The 16,259-nt window shown below is 73.2% G+C and carries 16 protein-coding genes and 1 pseudogene; 7 read left to right on the top strand and 10 right to left on the bottom strand.

Going from position 1 to position 16,259, the window contains the following annotated elements:
• From VIU94_RS18915 to VIU94_RS18900, 4 genes and pseudogenes are all read right to left on the bottom strand, one after another.
• The coding region (locus tag VIU94_RS18915) for a reverse transcriptase-like protein (RefSeq protein ID WP_331913002.1) at nt 1–546 on the bottom strand (546 nt) is incomplete at its 3' end.
• Nucleotides 546–1,289: a zinc ribbon domain-containing protein gene (locus tag VIU94_RS18910; protein WP_331913004.1), complete on the bottom strand. Its 744-nt coding sequence runs from the start codon at nt 1,287–1,289 to the stop codon at nt 546–548. The genes VIU94_RS18910 and VIU94_RS18915, both read right to left, overlap by 1 nt.
• Nucleotides 1,286–2,116: a Nif3-like dinuclear metal center hexameric protein gene (locus VIU94_RS18905; RefSeq protein WP_331913001.1), complete on the bottom strand. Its 831-nt coding sequence runs from the start codon at nt 2,114–2,116 to the stop codon at nt 1,286–1,288. The genes VIU94_RS18910 and VIU94_RS18905 overlap by 4 nt, the downstream gene beginning before the upstream one ends.
• Nucleotides 2,117–2,201: 85 nt before the next feature.
• A pseudogene (locus tag VIU94_RS18900) lies at nt 2,202–2,384 on the bottom strand (ABC transporter substrate-binding protein); the annotation flags it as partial.
• Between the two features lie 255 nt (nt 2,385–2,639).
• Here VIU94_RS18900 and VIU94_RS18895 point away from each other — a divergent pair.
• Nucleotides 2,640–3,770, top strand: a complete 1,131-nt coding sequence (locus VIU94_RS18895) for a hypothetical protein (protein ID WP_331913000.1) — start codon at nt 2,640–2,642, stop codon at nt 3,768–3,770.
• A gap of 49 nt (nt 3,771–3,819) precedes the next feature.
• Nucleotides 3,820–3,942, top strand: a complete 123-nt coding sequence (locus VIU94_RS18890; protein WP_331912999.1) for a hypothetical protein — start codon at nt 3,820–3,822, stop codon at nt 3,940–3,942.
• Between the two features lie 114 nt (nt 3,943–4,056).
• On the opposite strand, the gene VIU94_RS18885 is transcribed toward VIU94_RS18890, so the two are convergent.
• From VIU94_RS18885 to chsH3, 3 genes are read right to left on the bottom strand one after another with little or no spacing between them, the layout of a single operon-like run.
• Complete coding sequence (locus VIU94_RS18885) at nt 4,057–5,001, bottom strand: 3-oxoacyl-ACP reductase (RefSeq protein WP_331912998.1); 945 nt, start codon at nt 4,999–5,001, stop codon at nt 4,057–4,059.
• Nucleotides 5,002–5,014: 13 nt separating this feature from the next.
• Nucleotides 5,015–6,091: a Zn-dependent alcohol dehydrogenase gene (locus VIU94_RS18880; RefSeq protein ID WP_331912997.1), complete on the bottom strand. Its 1,077-nt coding sequence runs from the start codon at nt 6,089–6,091 to the stop codon at nt 5,015–5,017.
• A gap of 20 nt (nt 6,092–6,111) precedes the next feature.
• The gene (chsH3, locus tag VIU94_RS18875; RefSeq protein WP_331912996.1) at nt 6,112–6,966 is read right to left on the bottom strand and encodes an enoyl-CoA hydratase ChsH3; all 855 of its coding nucleotides are present in this window, start codon (nt 6,964–6,966) and stop codon (nt 6,112–6,114) included.
• A 328-nt stretch (nt 6,967–7,294) separates the two neighbouring features.
• On the opposite strand from chsH3, the gene VIU94_RS18870 reads away from it, so the two are divergent.
• The 5 genes from VIU94_RS18870 to VIU94_RS18850 all read left to right on the top strand — a co-directional run bounded on the left by VIU94_RS18870 (nt 7,295) and on the right by VIU94_RS18850 (nt 12,447).
• Nucleotides 7,295–8,215 (top strand): ABC transporter ATP-binding protein, encoded by a 921-nt coding sequence (locus VIU94_RS18870; protein ID WP_331912995.1) that lies wholly within the window; start codon nt 7,295–7,297, stop codon nt 8,213–8,215.
• On the top strand, nt 8,212–8,934 hold the full coding sequence (locus tag VIU94_RS18865; protein WP_414720972.1) for an ABC transporter permease: 723 nt from the start codon (nt 8,212–8,214) through the stop codon (nt 8,932–8,934). The genes VIU94_RS18870 and VIU94_RS18865 overlap by 4 nt, the downstream gene beginning before the upstream one ends.
• Before the next feature lie 12 nt (nt 8,935–8,946).
• Entirely contained in the window at nt 8,947–10,107 is a 1,161-nt protein-coding gene (locus tag VIU94_RS18860; RefSeq protein WP_331912994.1) for a sensor histidine kinase, read from the top strand.
• Nucleotides 10,104–10,709, top strand: coding sequence for a response regulator (locus tag VIU94_RS18855; protein WP_331912993.1), 606 nt, complete (start codon nt 10,104–10,106; stop codon nt 10,707–10,709). The genes VIU94_RS18860 and VIU94_RS18855 overlap by 4 nt, the downstream gene beginning before the upstream one ends.
• A gap of 73 nt (nt 10,710–10,782) precedes the next feature.
• Nucleotides 10,783–12,447, top strand: a complete 1,665-nt coding sequence (locus tag VIU94_RS18850; RefSeq protein WP_331912992.1) for a serine/threonine-protein kinase — start codon at nt 10,783–10,785, stop codon at nt 12,445–12,447.
• A 4-nt stretch (nt 12,448–12,451) separates the two neighbouring features.
• Here VIU94_RS18850 and VIU94_RS18845 read toward each other — a convergent pair whose 3' ends face one another.
• From VIU94_RS18845 to VIU94_RS18835, 3 genes are all read right to left on the bottom strand, one after another.
• Nucleotides 12,452–13,897 carry an MFS transporter gene (locus VIU94_RS18845; RefSeq protein WP_331912991.1) on the bottom strand — a complete coding sequence of 482 codons (1,446 nt, stop codon included), beginning with the start codon at nt 13,895–13,897 and terminating at the stop codon, nt 12,452–12,454.
• 96 nt (nt 13,898–13,993) lie between these two features.
• Nucleotides 13,994–15,184, bottom strand: a complete 1,191-nt coding sequence (locus tag VIU94_RS18840; protein WP_331912990.1) for a lipid-transfer protein — start codon at nt 15,182–15,184, stop codon at nt 13,994–13,996.
• A gap of 14 nt (nt 15,185–15,198) precedes the next feature.
• Nucleotides 15,199–16,259 (bottom strand): acyl-CoA dehydrogenase family protein (locus VIU94_RS18835; RefSeq protein ID WP_331912989.1); only part of this gene is annotated, 1,061 nt, incomplete at its 5' end.

The raw sequence follows: 16,259 nt of genomic DNA, 5'->3' as shown, positions 1-16,259 counted from the left end.
CGCGCCTGCGGCCGCGTCGCCGGGTGGGCCGGACGGGGCCGGGGGCAGGGCCGCCGCGTTGCGGGCCGCGGCCGTGTCCAGGGCGGCCGTCGAGTCCGACGGGCGCCACTGCTCGCCCCGCTTGCCCGCGTCCATCGCCTCGTTCGCGAGCCGGTCCGCGTGCTTGTTCTGCTCGCGCGGGATCCACTCGTAGCGGACCCGGCCGGCCGGGAGGATCCGGCCCGCCTGCGCCGCCAGCGGCTTCATGTCCGGGTGCTTGATCTTCCAGCGGCCGGACATCTGCTCTACGACCAGCTTGGAGTCCATCCGGACGAGGATCGAGGCCTCGGACAGGTCCGAGGACGGGTCGGCCGTGAGCTCGTGCGCCGCCGTCAGGCCGGCGATCAGGCCCTTGTACTCGGCGACGTTGTTCGTCGCGACGCCGATGTACTCGGCCCGCTCCGCCAGCGTCTCGCCGGTCGCCGCGTCCAGGACCACCGCGCCGTACCCGGCGGGCCCCGGATTGCCCCGGGAGCCGCCGTCCGCCTCGACGATCAGCCGTCGCATTACAGGCCGGACTCCGCCGTGCGGACCAGGATGCGGCGGCAGTTCTCGCAGCGCACCACGGTGTCCGCGGCGGCCGCCCGGACCTCGTTCAGCTCGGTGATGTTCAGCTCGATGTGGCAGCCCTCGCAGCGGCGCTGGTACAGCCGGGCCGCGCCCACGCCGCCCTGCTGCTCGCGCAGCTTCTCGTACAGCTTCATCAGGTCCGCGGGGACGGAGGAGGCGACGAGCTCGCGCTCCTTGCCCACCGACGCGGCCTCGCCGTCCAGCTCCGCCTGCGCGGCGTCGCGGCGGGCGGTCGCGTCCTCGGTCTTGGCCTGCACGGAGCCGACGCGCTCGGTCAGCTCGGCGACCCGCTCCTGCGCGGACTCGCGGCGCTCCATGACCTCCAGGACCACGTCCTCCAGGTCGCCCTGGCGCTTGGCCAGCGAGGCGATCTCCTTCTGCAGGTTCTCCAGGTCCTTCGGCGAGGAGACCGCGCCGGAGTCGAGACGCTGCTGGTCCCGGGTCGCGCGCTGGCGCACCTGGTCCACGTCCTGCTCCGCCTTGGTCTGCTCGCGGGCGCAGTCGCTCTCCTCGGTCTGCGCGGCGACGAGCAGGTCGCGCAGCTGCGTGAGGTCCTTGGTCAGCGACTCGATCTCGGCGTGCTCGGGCAGCGACTTGCGCTTGTGCGCGAGCTGCTGGAGGCGGACGTCCAGGGCCTGGACGTCGAGGAGGCGGATCTGGTCGGCGGGCGCGGCGTTCAGTTGGGGGCTCCAGATGTGTGGTGTGAGGACCAGGGGTCGGTGACCGTCTTCGAGACGTGGACGCGCAGGTCCCAGCCGTGACGGTCGGAGATCGCGTCGAGCTGCGCGGCGGCCTGCTCGCACCAGGGCCACTCGGTGGCCCAGTGCGCGGCGTCGACGAGGCCCAGCGGACCCGAAGAAGAATTCGCAGCCTGGGTGGCCTCGGACGCCGGGTGGTGGCGCAGGTCGGCGGTGAGGAACGCGTCCACACCGGAGGCCCGCACGACGTCGAAGAGGCTGTCGCCGGAGCCGCCGCTGACGGCGACGCGGCGCAGGACCATGTCGGGGTCGCCGGCGACGCGGATGCCCTGCGCGGTGGCGGGCAGCCGCTTCGCGGCGCGCGCGGCGAACTCGCGCAGGGTTTCGGGGCGGTCGAGCTCGCAGATCCGGCCGAGGTTGTTCTCGGGGACGAGCGGCCCGGTGACCCGGAGGTCGAGGGCGCCGGCGAGGGCGTCGGAGACGCCGGGTTCGGCGGTGTCCGCGTTGGTGTGCGCGACGTGCAGGGCGACGTCGTGCTTGATCAGTGTGTGCACGACGCGGCCCTTGAAGTGGCCGGCCGCGACCGTCGTCGTCCCGCGCAGGTAGAGCGGGTGGTGCGTGACCACCAGGTCCGCGCCGAGCGCGATCGCCTCGTCGGCGATCTCCTGGACGGGGTCGACGGCGAACAGCACGCGGCTGACCTCGGCGTCGGGGTCGCCGCAGACCGTGCCGACGGCGTCCCACTGCTCGGCCCGGTCGGGGGGCCAGAGGGCGTCGAGTTCCGCGATGACTTCAGACAGACGGGGCACGGAGCAAAGGCTACCTGCCTCCCGCGCCCCGCCGTCCTGCCTGTGGACGGCCGGACTTTTGCCCGCTTCCCCGTCCGCCGTCGATCCAGGTGAAGCCGGGGCGGATGGAGAAGACGGTCGGCGCGATCTTGGAGAGTTCCTGGTGCCCGTCCGCGGCGCGCAGCCGGCTGCCCGCAGCGTTCTCCAAGTACGTGGGAATGCCATCGTTCCCCTCCGACGGGGCGTATCCGACGGGCTTCACGCCGAGCGGGACGACGTTGTCGAGCTCGCGCGGCGTGGCGACATGGGGACTGCCCCTGTAGGGGGAGGGCTGCGGGGGTGCTGCTTGGGGCGGTCCGCGAGCGGAGGATGGGGCTCCACTTAGGGTCGCCTAACCCTGCGCATCTCCCACCTCTCCAGCACAATCGCCCCCTTCCGCTCAGCAGAATCGATTCAGGGCCACCCTTATGTGTGAAGTGACAGGTCCGTTGTTGTTCGGCAGGAAGTGCGAAAACTAGCTTCGGTGGCCGGAGGTGACGAGTCGATGACAGCGTGTGCCATCGAGGCGGCCGTGGGCGGTGACGGCGCCGCACGACCGAAGAAGTTCATGATCACGGCGAACGGGGCGTACGCGGCCCGGCTCGCGGGGAACGGCGAGGCGCTGTACACGGAGCGCTGGACGCTGGACGGGCCTGAGCCGTACGCGGTGCCGCTCCCGCTCGACCAGCCGGAGGACCCCGACGCGCAGGTACTGCCGCTGGCGGACGGCCGAGTACTGATCTCCCGACGGGCAGCGACGCGGCAGACCTTCTCGCTGCTGTACCCGACGGGTCCGCGGACGGGCGAACTGCCGCTGGGCGCGGTGGAGTCGGGGAGCGGCGGCGCAGCCGCCGAGCTGGTACTGCTCCCCCCGTCACCGGACGGCACCTGCGCGTACGCGATGGCCGTCGGCCCGGACAGCACCGAGCTGTGGCTGGTGGCGGGCGGGGCGTTCGGGCCGGAGCGGGTGGCGGAGATCAAGGGCGTGTGCGGGGGTGGGGTGTGGCTGGACCGTACGGGGCGGATGCTGGCGCTCGACCGGCGGCTGGACGACGGCCCGGTGAAGGCGGTGGCGGTCGACCTGGAACGGGGCGGCGAGGTGACGCCGTTGCTCCAGATCACCGAGGAGAGCGACGACCGGCTGCTCCTTGCGGACCCGGACAGCGGGCTGCTGCTGATCGGCTCGGACGCGCCGTCGCCCGGGCGGGAGCGGCTGGGGTGGGGGGTGCTGGGCAGCATGCGGCCGGTGCGCTTCCCGGAGTGCCTGCGGCCGGCGGACGCGGAGGTGCTGCCGTTCGCGGTCCAGCCGGGGCAGGTGCTGCTGCCGGAGAGCTGCTCGGTGGCGCTGCGGATGGACGCGGGGGCGGGGAGCTGGGTGGGGATGTGGCGGCCCGCGTCGCGCCGGCTGGTGCAACTGGCGGCGCCGGCGGGGTGGTTGGCGGGGGCGGGGCTGTGGACGCCGGAGGGCGTGCTGTGCCTGCCGTACGCGACGGAGTCGGTGCCGTGCGGGCTGGCGGGCCTGGACGTCCCGGAGGAGCCGCCGGAGCCGGCGCCGGTGGTGGAGGTCTGCCGTCCGGTACCGCTTGGGCAGGCGCCGCTGATGGGGGGTAAGTCGAGGGGCGGGGCGGCTCGTTAGACTCACGCCCCGCAAGGCACGAAGCAATCAGCACGGGGTGAGTTCCACCATGCACGACACCAACACGAACACGACCGAAGCCGCCGCCCACGGCCGCCACCGAGGCAACCCGGCCCCGCAGGAAGACCCGTCCCCCCAGCCCCACGGCCGGCACCGCCGCGACGAGGAGTAGCAGGGCCCGGGGAGGACTCCCCCGGGGTGGGGGAGGACTCCCCCACCCCGCCCGGCTCGGGCGCGGGGTGGGGGTTCTGCGGCCCGTGCCCTCCCGCGCCCCCGGCCTCCCCGCTCAGACCTCCCGCTTCAGGCCCAGGATCTCCGTCGCCGCGAACGTCTCGCTCTCCGGGCGGGTGGCGTAGTGCGGCGTCAGGAGGGTGTCCAGTTCCTCGTACGTGAACGTCGACTTCGCGGTGTCGAACTTCGCCGAGACGCGCGGGCGGTCCACCACCGCGACCATGCCGCCGTGGACCACCAGCAGTTGGCCGTTGATGCGGGCGGCCGCGGGGGATGCCAGGTAGCCGACCAGGGGGGAGACGTGTTCGGGGGACAGCGGGTCCAGTTCGCCCGCGTCCGGTTCGGCGAAGCCGGCGAAGACGTCCTCCGTCATCCGAGTCCGCGCTCGCGGGCAGATCGCGTTCGCCGTCACCCCGTACTTCGCCAGCGCCAGCGCCGTCGACGTCGTCAGGCCGACGATCCCGCCCTTCGCCGCCGCGTAGTTCGGCTGGCCTGCTGAGCCTGCGAGGAAGGCTTCCGACGAGGTGTTGACGATGCGGCCGTAGACGGCTGAATCACCTGCCTTCGCCCGCCCCCTCCAGTGCACCGCCGCGAAGTGCGTCGTGTTGAAGTGGCCCTTCAAGTGGACCCGGATCACCGCGTCCCACTCGTCCTCGCTCATCGAGAAGACCATCCGGTCCCGCAGGATCCCCGCGTTGTTGACCAGGATGTCCAGCTTCCCGAACTCCTCGACCGCCAGGTCGACCAGGCCCCGCGCCGTCTCGAAGTCCGCCACGTCGCCCAGGTGCGCGACCGCGTGGCCGCCCGCCGCGCGGATCTCCGACGCGACCTCCTCCGCCGGCGCCGCCGACGCCTCGCCCGAGCCGTCCCGGCCCGGCTGGCCGTAGTCGTTGACGACGACCGCCGCGCCGAGCCGGGCCAGTTCCAGCGCCTCGGCCCGGCCGAGCCCCCGCCCCGCGCCCGTGACGATCGCGGTCCTGCCCTCAAGAGGCAAAGTCACAGCCCACCACCCCTCAGATCTCTATGCAGGTGCGCAGCGCCACACCCGTGCGCATCTGGTCGATCGCCTCGTTGATCTCGGCCAGCTGCACCCGGTGGGTGATCAGCGACTCCAGGTCGATCCGCCCGGCCCGCCACAGCGTGATCGCCCGCTCGTACGACGTCTGCACGTCCCCGCCGCCGTACATCGACGGCAGGATCTTCTTCTCGTCGAAGAACAGCTCGAACATGTTCAGCTGCAGGAAGTCGTCCAGCGCGCCCGCGCCCACCACGCACAGCGTGCCGCCGCGCCGGGTCGTCTCGTACGCCGTCCGTGCGGTCGCGGACCTGCCGACGACCTCGAAGACGTAGTCGAAGCCCTCCCCCGCCGTCACCCGCTGCTTCGCGTCCGCCAGCGCGTCCGGCGCGACCGCCTCCGTCGCGCCGAAGCGCAGCGCCGCCTCCCGCCGCGACTCCACCGGGTCGACCGCGACGATCTGCGCCGCGCCCTGAAGCCTGGCCCCTTGGATCGCGGAGATGCCGACGCCGCCGCAGCCGATGACCGCGACCGACGAACCGGCCGTCACCTTGGCCGTGTTGATCGCCGCGCCGAGCCCCGTCGTGACCCCGCAGCCGATCAGCGCGGCGATGTCGAACGGCACGTCGTCCGGGATCGGCACGGCGCAGCCCGCGTCGACGACGACCTCCTCCGCGAACGTCCCGGTCCCGGCGAAGCCGAACACGTCGCCGCCGGGCCGCTTGAAGTTCGGCACGCCCGCGTTCATGAAGCCGGCCAGGCACAGTTGCGTCTGGCCGCGCTTGCACGCCGCACAGACCCCGCAGGCCGGCAGCCAGCACAGCAGCACCCGGTCGCCGGGGCTGAGCCCGGTGACCCCGTCGCCGACGTCGAGGATCTCCCCCGCGCCCTCGTGGCCCGGGACGAACGGCGCCGGCTGGGGCAGCACCCCGCTCATCGCCGAGATGTCGGAGTGGCACAGTCCGGTCGCCCTGACCCGGATCCGCACCTTGCCCGGGCCGAAGCCCACCGCCTCGACGTCGTCGAGGACCTCCAGTTTCTCCTGGCCGATCTCGTGCAGCAGCGCTGCGCGCATGGTGCGACTCCCCTCACAGATCAGGCATGTTCTACGACTGTGTCGGCCAGGACCGGAGCGTCGTCCCGTTCCACCGCCGTCACGGACACCTGGACTCGGCCGTCCCCGGCCCACATCCGGATGCGCAGGGTCTCGCCGGGGAAGACCACCCCGGCGAAGCGGGTGCGGTACGAGCGGACGCGCGCGACGTCGCCGCCGAGCATCGTGTCCACGACCGCCTTGAGCGTCATCCCGTACGTGCAGAGCCCGTGCAGGATCGGCCGGTCGAAGCCGGCCAGCTTGGCGAACTCCGGGTCCGCGTGCAGCGGGTTCCAGTCCCCGGAGAGCCGGTACAGCAGCGCCTGCTCCTCACGGATCGCGCGCTCGACCGTCCGGTCCGCCGCGCGGTCCGGGAGCTCGACGCGGGCGGAGGGGCCGCGATCGCCGCCCCAGCCGCCCTCCCCCCGTACGAAGATCTGCGCGTCGCTGGTCCACAGCGGCCCGTCCTCGTCGGCGGCCTCGGAGCGCAGGACGAGTACGGCCGCCTTGCCCTTGTCGTACACGGCGGCGACCCGGGACGTGGACACCGCCCGGCCCTTGACCGGGATCGGGCGGTGCAGGGTCACCGTCTGGCCGCCGTGCAGGACGGCCGCGAGGTCGATGTCGATCCCGGGGGCGGACAGGCCGCCGACGACGCCCATGCCCGCGCCCGCGACGGTGGCGAAGCTGGGCAGGACGTGCAGCCGGGACTCGAGGGTGTAGCGGAGCTCGTCGGGGTCGGTGGCGGGGACGCCCGCGCCGAGGCCGAGGTGGTAGAGCTGGACGTCCTTGTGGTCCCAGGCGATCTCGGCGCTGCGGGGCTCGGCGGCGACCGCCGTGGCGGCATCGATGGGCATGTGGATGCTGCTCCTTGAGGGAGGGAGAAGACCTCGGCGCGACCGTCCGCACCGTCGGCCGCACCGAGGCCGTGCGGGGCCGGCCCGTTCACATCCGTTCTGGTCCAGAAGGCCCCTTCTAGAACGCGTTCTAGGCCGGTGGACCCCATGTATAGCCGAGCCGTGAGGAGTTGTGAAGCCTCCCGGGGCACTCTACTGACGGTACGTCAGATATGGTCGGCCCCACGCCGGTTCCTCCGCCCGCCCCGCTGCCCAGGACATTTGTCACTGCCACGTCCGTACATTCACTCCTGCCGGGCCCCGCCCCTCGATCCGTAGCGTCGTGGTCATGGAGAACGAACCCGCACAGCCCGCGGTCGCCTTCGAGGCCGTCACCAAGTCCTTCGGAGCCGTCCGTGCCGTCGACGGCGTCGACCTGACCATCCGGCGCGGCGAGACCGTCGCCCTCCTCGGCCGCAACGGCGCGGGGAAGTCCACCTCGATCGGCCTGCTGCTCGGCCTGGACGAGCCCGACGGGGGCAGGGTCCGGCTCTTCGGCGACTCCCCGGCGAAGGCCGTCGAGGCCGGCCGGGTCGGCGCGATGCTCCAGGAGGGGCGGGCGGTGCCACGGGTCACCGTCGGCGAGCTGGTCTCCTTCGTGGCCCGCGCCTACCCGGCGCCGATGCCCGTGGCCGAGGCCCTGGAGCTGGCCGGGCTCACCGAGTTCGCCGGCCGCCGGGTCGACCGGCTGTCCGGCGGCCAGACCCAGCGCGTCCGATTCGCCGTCGCGCTCGCCGGGAACCCCGAGCTGATCGTGCTCGACGAGCCGACCGCCGCGCTGGACGTGGAGGCCCGCCAGGTCTTCTGGGACGCCATGCGCGGCTACGCCCGGCGTGGCAACACGGTGCTCTTCTCCACGCACTACCTGGAGGAGGCCGACGCGTACGCGGACCGGATCGTGGTCGTCGACCACGGCCGGGTCCTCGCGGACGGGACGCCGGCGGAGCTGAAGCGCGACGCCGGCGGCAGCACGGTCTCCTTCGCCCTGGCGGGAGGCCCCTCGGACCGTCTCGGACTGCTGCCCGGAGTGACCGCCGTGGAGATCCGCGGCGACCGGGCCCGGCTGCGCACCGACGACTCCGACGCGACCGTCCGGGCGCTCGCCGCCGCGGACGCGATCCGCGGCCTCGAAGTCGCCCCGCTCTCCCTCAACGACGCCTTCCTCTCCCTGACCTCCGCCCACCAGCGCTCTCTGGAGACAGTCCGATGATCACCGCGTACGTCAAGCTGGAAGTCCGCCGCACCCTGCGCGACGTCGGGTTCGCCATCGGCAGCATCGCCGTACCGGTGCTGATGTACCTGCTCTTCACCAACCTCGGCGGCGACGACGCCGCGGAGTGGAAGACCGCGTCCATGGTCGGCATGGCCGCGTACGGAGCGCTGAACGCGGCGCTCTCCGTGGGCGGCGGGGTCGCCGAGGACAAGTCCATCGGCTGGCTGCGGCAGCTGCGGGTCACCCCGATGACGCCGCGCCAGGCGGTGGTCGGCCGCGCCCTGACCGGCTCGGTCGTCGTGGTCCCCGCCATCGCCGCCGTGCTGGCGGCCGGCGCGCTGGTCAACGGGGTCCGGATGGACGCCTGGCAGTGGCCGGCGGTGGCCCTCGTGCTCTGGCTCGGCTCGCTGCCGTTCACCCTGCTCAGCCTCGGCAACGGCTACCGGCTGACGCCCCAGACGACGGGCGTGGTGAACGTGGCCTCCAACATGGGTCTCGCGGTCGTCGGCGGCCTGTGGTTTCCGGCCGAGTTGTTCCCCGGCTGGCTGCGCGCGATCTCCGGGTTCACGCCCACCAACCGGTTCGCCGAACTGGGCAGGGCGGTGACGGAGGGCTCCGCGCCGGGTCTCGTCACGGTGGCCGTGATCTCGTTCTGGGCGCTGCTCTTCGGTGCGTACGCGGTCTTCTCGTACCGTCGTTCCGCCAGAACGGTCTGAGGGGGAACCAGAATGCGCGTGTGGGGAAGGCTCCGGAAGCCGCGCTGGGCGCGGCGGCCGGAGGAGATGGGACCGCCGAACGGCTTCTCGTTGCTGCCGTGGCTGCTGATGGGGATGGGCGCGGTGTCCAACCTGCTGCAGGGCCGGAACCCGCATCCGGTGGCCGCGGGAGTGGGCGTGTTCCTCTTCAACTCGCTCTACGTCGCGGTGGTGATGCGGGCCTTCGACCGGAGGCTGCGGGAGGCGCCGGCCACCTGGTGGCTGCTCGGGCTCCTGACGGCGGTCACCCTGGCCCTGGCGATCGCCTTCGGCGGCCCGTACCTGCTCTTCTTCCCGCTCCTCGGGCTGGCCGTCGGCTCGGTCACGCGGGGCCGGCGGGTGCCGCAGGCGGTGTTCCCGCTGGTGGTGACCGCCGCCGTGGTGGCAGGGGTACGGGACGGGTGGGGCGCGATCAACGTCGCGTACGGGACGTTCATCTCGGCCATGGTGACGGCGGCCGTGCTGGCCCTGTCGGAGACGGTGAAGGAGCTGCGGGCGACCCGGCAGGAGCTGGCCCGGACGGCGGTGGAGAAGGAGCGGCTGCGGTTCTCCCGCGACCTGCACGACCTGCTCGGGCACACCCTGTCGGTGATCGTGGTGAAGTCGGAGGCCGCCCGCCGGCTCGCGCCCCGGGACCTGGACGCTGCGCTCCTCCAGATCGTCGACATCGAGTCGGTGGGCCGGCAGGCGCTCACGGAGATCCGCGAGGCGGTCACCGGCTATCGCGAGGGCAGTCTCGGCACCGAGCTGGACCGGGCCCGGGACGCGCTGACCAGCGCGGGCATCGAGCCGGTGGTACGTCGGTCGGGGCCGCCGCTGGAGCCGCAGACGGAGGCCCTGTTGAGCTGGGTGGTCCGCGAGTCGGCGACCAACGCGCTGCGGCACAGCGGGGCGACGCGGTGCGAGTTCGAGGTCGACGGCGGCCCGGAGCGGGTCCGCCTGACGGTCACCGACAACGGCCGCGGCACGGATGAAGCGGCCGAACCCGGCAGCGGTCTGACCGGCTTGCGCGAGCGGGTCGCAGCCGCAGGCGGCACTCTTGAGTCGGGACCGGTCCCCAGGGGCGGTTTCCGGGTCGTCGCGGAACTCCCCGTGGAGACCCCCGCGTCGCGAGAGCTGGAGCCGGCCGAATGATCAGAGTGCTGCTCGCCGAGGACCAGGGCATGATGCGCGGCGCGCTGGCGCTGCTGCTGGGCCTGGAGCCGGACATCGAGGTCGTGGCCCAGGTGGGCCGGGGCGACGAGATCGTGGACGCGGCGCTGGCCAGCCGCCCCGAGGTGGCACTGCTCGACATCGAACTGCCGGGCCGCAGCGGGCTCGACGCGGCGGCCGACCTGCGCGAGGAGGTACCGGACTGCCGGGTGCTGATCCTGACGACGTTCGGGCGGCCGGGCTATCTGCGCCGGGCGATGGAGGCGGGGGCGGCCGGGTTCCTGGTGAAGGACGGACCGGTGGAGGAGCTCGCGGCGTCGATCCGCAAGGTCCTCCGGGGCGAGACGGTGATCGACCCGGCCCTTGCCGCGGCCGCGCTGAGCGCGGGCCCGAACCCGCTCACGGCCCGCGAACGGGACGCGCTGGGCGCGTCCGTGGACGGCGCGACGATCTCCGACATCGCCGCTGCGCTCCACCTGTCGGAGTCGACGGTACGGAACTACCTGTCGTCGGCGATCGGCAAGACCGGCGCCCGTAACCGCATGGAGGCGGTACGGGCGGCCCGTCAGCAGGGCTGGCTCTGAGCGGGCCCCTCGTCGCGTACCCGTTCGATCTCATGGTCAACTGAGCGTTGATCGAGGGATCATGGGGGGTTCGATGAGGGAGACGACGGCGGTGTTCCAGCCGCTGCGGGAGGACGATCCGCGCCTGGTGGGCGGCTACCGCCTCGCCGCCCGGCTCGGCGCGGGCGGCATGGGCCGGGTCTATCTGTCGCACACGCCGGGCGGACGACCGGTGGCGATAAAGGTGGTGCGCCCCGAGCTGGCGGACGACCCGGCCTTCCGGAAGCGGTTCCGCCGGGAGATCGGGGCGGCTCGCCGGGTCAAGGGCGCGTACACCGCGGAACTGATCGACGCCGACGCGGACGGCGACCTGCCCTGGCTCGCCACGCTGTACGTCCCCGGGCCCTCGCTGGCCGAGGTCGTGGCCCGGCACGGCCCGCTGCCGGCGCCCGCCGTGCTGTGGATGCTGGCGGGCGTGGCCGAGGCGCTGCAGGTCATCCACGGCGAGGGGATCGTGCACCGCGACCTGAAGCCGTCGAACGTCCTGCTGGCCGCCGACGGCCCACGGGTGATCGACTTCGGTGTCTCGCTGGCCGCCGACGCCACCTCGCACACGGCCACGGGCGCCGTCGTCGGCACGCCGACGTTCATGGCCCCCGAGCAGGCCTCCGGGGCCGCGGTCACCGCGGCGACCGACGTGTTCGCGCTCGGCCAGACGGCGGCGTTCGCGGCGCTGGGGGAGCCGCTGTACGGGGAGGGCTCGTCGGCCGGCGTGCTGTACCGGATCGTGCACAACGAACCCGAGCTGTCCCGACTGCCCGAGCAGCTCCGCCCGTTGATGGCCCGCTGCCTGGCCGCGGACCCGGAGGCGCGGGCCACCCCGGCGGAGGTGGTCGAGTGGTGCCGGCAGCGTCTGGGCCCGGACGCCGACGGCGGCGGGGCTCCTGCCGTCTGGGCGGAGCTGCGGGGTCCGGAGGTGTCGATTCCGGCGCCAGTGGCCCACCCGACCCCGGTGGCCCACCCCACCCCGGTGGCCCACCCCACCCAGGTCTCCACCCAGGCGCTGTTCGCCCCGCCGATGCCGCTCGCCCCGGCGAGTCCCGACGAGCGGCGGGCGCGCAGACGGCGTACCGCGCTGATCGCGACGGTCGCCGTGACGGCGGCGGTCCTGCTCCTTGTGGGGCTGGTGAGCACGGTGAACGACGCCGCGGACCGGTTCCGCGACCGGCGTGCGGCGACGGCCTCGACGCCCGGCGCGTCGGCGTCCGGGGGCTCGTCGTCGCCCGACGCGCCCGGGTCCTCGGCGTCCGGGGGCCAGTCGTCCGGCGCACGCGCGCAGACGCCGCAGCGCGCCTCGGCGAGTCCCGAGCCGCCGGAGGCCACGCTCTACCCCAGCTTCTGGCTGGGGATCGAGAACTCGATGGACCTCACCGAGCCGTACCTGCCGATGGGCCGCGAGGACCGCAAGGGAGACATCAGGCTCAACTGCGAGGACGGCTGTGCGGTGAAGAGCCGCATCAGCGTGATGACCAGGCTGCCCGCCAAGCAGCGGGGCTCGTACGCCTCGTGCCGGGCCGCCCTCGGCCGCTCCTCCGGCCACAACGTTCCGCTGGGCGGGGTGTCGAAGGGGAGCGGGATCTGCGTCAAGCACCCCTCCGGCGACATCGCGCTGCTCGTGGTCGAGGTGAAGTCGACGGCGCTGCCGCATCTGGCCTTCATGACCGGCCAGATCAGGATCTGGCGAGCAGATCAGGGCTGAGCGGCTACGCCTTGTCGCTCGACGCGGAGGGCCTCGGCAGCCACAGCAGCATCAGCACCGCCGCCGCGAGGAGCACCCCGGTCGCCGTGCGGAAGGCGAGGGCGTAGCCCTCGGTCAGCGCCTCGGGGCTGGTGCGGCTGCCCGTACGGGCCGCGGCGACGGTCGACAGGACGGCCAGGCCCAGGGCGCCGCCCATGGTGCGGGAGGTGTTGACCAGGCCGGAGACGAGTCCCGCCTCGCCGGGGGCGGTGCCGGAGGTGGCGAGCGAGGCCAGCGGGGTGATGACCAGGCCCATGCCGGCCATCATCAGGATGCCGGGGCCGAGGATCGTGACGAGGAACGAGCCGTCGGCGGTCATCGTCGACTGCCAGCCGAAGCCGGTCGCGGCGACCAGCGCGCCGAGGACGGCGAGGTTCCGGGCCCCGGTGACCGGCATGAGGCGCGGGGCCAGCTTGGAGGCCACGATGACGCTGACGGAGCTGGGCACCAGGGCGAGGCCGGCCTGGAGCGGGGTGTAGCCGAGGACGTTCTGCGCGTACACCGTCATGAAGAACCACATGCCGAAGGACGTCGAACCGACCACCAGCATCGACACGTTGGAGGCCGCGACGGCCCGCGAGCGGAACACCCGCAGCGGCATCAGCGGGGCCGCGGCGCGCACCTCGACGGCGACGAACACGCCGAGCAGCGCAAGGCCGCCGAGCAGCGGTACGAGGGTGCCCGTCGCGCCCCAGCCGGCCTCCTCCGTCTGCACGATGCCGTACGCGATCGCCGCGAGGCCGCCGGTGACGAGGACCGCGCCGGGCAGGTCGAGCCTCCGGCCGCCGCCGGTGCGGCTCTCGGTCAGCCACACCGCGGCCCCGGCCAGTACCAGCACCCCGATGGGGACGTTGATGAGCAGCACCCAGCGCCAGGAGAGCAGGTGCACCAGGACGCCTCCGACGAACCCGCCCGCCGCGCCGCCGGCCGCGCCGACCGCGGTCCAGGTGCCGATGGCCCGGGTCCGCGCGGGCCCGGCCGGCACGGCGGCGGTGACGATGGTGAGCGTCGCGGGCGCGAGGACGGCCGCACCGAGGCCCTGCACGGCCCGCGCGGCGACCAACTGCCAGCCCTCCTGGGCCAGTCCGCCGGCCACCGAGGCGACGGTGAACAGGCCGAGCCCGAACAGGAAGATCCGCTTGCGGCCGAACAGGTCCGCGGCCCGCCCGCCGAGCAGCATGAACCCGGCGAAGGCGATCGAGTACGCGTTGAGCACCCACTGCAGTCCGATGGCCGAGAGCCCGAGGTCGGCCCGCATCGACGGCAGCGCGACGTTCACCACCGACACGTCGAGAACGACCAGGAACTGCCCGGCGCACGCCGCGAGAACGACGAGCCAAGTGCGGGAGTCGGGGCGTATGGGGGCGGGTTGCTCGGCTGTGGAGGACTCGGCGTGCTCGGTGTGGACCATGACCGTCATGGTCGCAGACGGCCTGCGCCCCGTACATCGGGATTCGGACCCAGTCCCGCGCGGGGCCAGGGACCTAGGACCTGCCGGCCACGAGACCTACGACCGCCGCAGCATCGTCACCACCGCCGCGCCGCCGAGCCCGATGTTGTGCGCGAGCCCGACCCGCGCCCCCTCGACCTGCCGTGCCCCCGCCTCGCCGCGCAACTGCCAGACCAGCTCCGCGGCTTGGGCGAGGCCCGTCGCGCCCAGCGGGTGGCCCTTGGAGATCAGGCCGCCGGACGGGTTCACCACCCACCGGCCGCCGTACGTGGTCGCGCCGGACTCTACGAGCTTGCCGGAGGCCCCCTCCTCGCACATCCCGAGCGCCTCGTACGTCAGCAGCTCGTTGACGGAGAAGCAGTCGTGCAGCTCGACGACGTCGACGTCCTCGATGCCGAGCCCGGAGCGCTCGTACGCCTGGCGCGCGGCGGCGCGGGACATCGGCCGGCCGACGACGTCGATGCAGGAGCCGGAGGCGAAGGACTCCTCGGTGTCCGTGGTCATCGCCTGGCCGGCGATCTCGACGGCCCGCCCGTGCAGCCCGTGCTCGACGACGAAGCGCTCGGAGACGACGACGGCGGCGGCCGCGCCGTCCGAGGTCGGCGAGCACTGGAGCTTGGTCAGCGGCCGATGGATCGTCTTGGCCGCGAGGATCTCCTCGACGGTGTACTCGTCCTGGAACTGGGCGCGCGGGTTGGCGACCGAGTGCCGGTGGTTCTTCGCGCCGACCGCGGCGAGCTGCGCCTCGGTCGTCCCGTACCGCTCCATGTGCTCGCGCGCCGCGTTGCCGAAGATCTGCGCTGTCGGCGGGGACATCTCGAAGCCGTGCCCGGCGGCCATCACGCCGTAATGCCGGGCGACGGGACTTGTCTTGAAATCGCCCCCGTCCGACCCTCCGCCCAGCGCACCGCGGGCCATCTTCTCGAAGCCGAGCGCGAGCACGCAGTCGCTGACCCCGCCCTCGACGAACTGCCGGGCCATCATCAACGCGGTCGAGCCGGTCGCACAGTTGTTGTTGACGTTGTAGACGGGCACGCCGGTCAGGCCCAGCTCGTACGCGGCGCGCTGCCCGGCCGTCGAGGCCTGGAAGCAGTACCCGACGGGCACCTGCTGCACCTGCGTGTACGAGACCCCCGCGTCGACGAGGGCGGCCGTGCCGGCCTCCTTCGCCATGTCCCAGTACTGCCAGTCGCGCGTCTCGGGCTTCTCGAAGTTCGTCATCCCGACGCCGACGATGTACGCCTTCATCCGTCTCGTTCCCTTCAGTCCCTGGGCAGGCCGAGAATGCGCTCGGCGACGACGTTGAGCTGAACCTGTGTGGTGCCGCCGGCGATGGTCAGGCAGCGGGACATCAGCAGCCCGTGCACGGCCCGCTCCCCCGTCCCCTCGCGCACCGCGCCCGCAGGGCCGAGGAGTTCGAGCGTCAGCTCGGCGACCTTCTGCTGATGCCCGGTCTGCACGAGCTTGCGGACGCTGGCCCCCGCGCCCGGTTCCAGGCCGGAGACCTGGAGCAGGGTGGTGCGCAGCCCGATGCAGCCGAGCGCGTGCGCCTCGGCGACGAGGGCCCCGATCCGTACGCCGACGGTGGCGTCGGCCTGCGCCGCGTGCCCGATCAGCGCCTCCAGGCCGGTGTCGAAGGCGACCTGGTCGGCCATGTGGACGCGCTCGTTGCCGAGGGTGTTGCGGGCCACCCGCCAGCCGTCGTCCACCTCGCCGACGACGGCGTCGAGCGGCAGCAGGACGTCGTCGAACCAGACCTCGTTGAAGAGCGAGTCCCCGGTGATCTCCTTCAGCGGCCGGATGTCGATCCCGGGCGTGCGCTTCATGTCGACGACGAAGTACGTGAGCCCCCGGTGCTTGGGGGCGTCGGGGTCGGTCCGGGCGAGCAGGATGCCGAAGTCGGCCCACTGGGCGGCGCTCGTCCACACCTTCTGCCCGTTGATCCGCCAGCCGTCCTCGGTGCGTTCCGCGCGGGTGCGCAGGGAGGCGAGGTCGGAGCCGGCCCCCGGCTCGCTGAACAGCTGGCACCACATCAACTCGCCGCGCAGGGTGGGCGCGAGGTAGCGCTCCTGCTGCTCGGCGGTGCCGTACGCGAGCAGCGACGGCACGACCCAGGTGGCGATGCCGAGCCCGCCGAGGCTCACCCCGGCCGCCGTCAGCTCCTGCTGCACGGCGAGCTGTTGCACAGGCCCGGCCCCGAGCCCGTACGGCGGCGGCAGGTGCGGGGCGGCGTACCCGGTGGGCGCGAGGGCGCGGCGGGCGGCCCCGGGGTCGAGCCCGCGAGCCGCCGCGATCGCCTCGCGCGCCTCGGCCCGGTACGCGT

The sequence above is a fragment of the Streptomyces sp. genome (assembly GCF_036566765.1).
Taxonomy (GTDB): domain Bacteria; phylum Actinomycetota; class Actinomycetes; order Streptomycetales; family Streptomycetaceae; genus Streptomyces.
The sequence above is the reverse complement of the archived record's forward strand: the minus strand, read 5'-3'. Positions and strand labels throughout refer to the sequence as shown.

Coding starts and splice junctions, on each gene's coding strand:
- VIU94_RS18845 (WP_331912991.1), bottom strand. CDS start 13,897: ATGGTCCACACCGAGCACGCCGAGTCCTCCACAGCCGAGCAACCCGCC.
- VIU94_RS18840 (WP_331912990.1), bottom strand. CDS start 15,184: ATGAAGGCGTACATCGTCGGCGTCGGGATGACGAACTTCGAGAAGCCC.
- VIU94_RS18895 (WP_331913000.1), top strand. CDS start 2,640: ATGACAGCGTGTGCCATCGAGGCGGCCGTGGGCGGTGACGGCGCCGCA.
- VIU94_RS18850 (WP_331912992.1), top strand. CDS start 10,783: ATGAGGGAGACGACGGCGGTGTTCCAGCCGCTGCGGGAGGACGATCCG.
- chsH3 (WP_331912996.1), bottom strand. CDS start 6,966: ATGCCCATCGATGCCGCCACGGCGGTCGCCGCCGAGCCCCGCAGCGCC.
- VIU94_RS18865 (WP_414720972.1), top strand. CDS start 8,212: ATGATCACCGCGTACGTCAAGCTGGAAGTCCGCCGCACCCTGCGCGAC.
- VIU94_RS18855 (WP_331912993.1), top strand. CDS start 10,104: ATGATCAGAGTGCTGCTCGCCGAGGACCAGGGCATGATGCGCGGCGCG.
- VIU94_RS18880 (WP_331912997.1), bottom strand. CDS start 6,091: ATGCGCGCAGCGCTGCTGCACGAGATCGGCCAGGAGAAACTGGAGGTC.
- VIU94_RS18890 (WP_331912999.1), top strand. CDS start 3,820: ATGCACGACACCAACACGAACACGACCGAAGCCGCCGCCCACGGCCGC.
- VIU94_RS18870 (WP_331912995.1), top strand. CDS start 7,295: ATGGAGAACGAACCCGCACAGCCCGCGGTCGCCTTCGAGGCCGTCACC.
- VIU94_RS18860 (WP_331912994.1), top strand. CDS start 8,947: ATGCGCGTGTGGGGAAGGCTCCGGAAGCCGCGCTGGGCGCGGCGGCCG.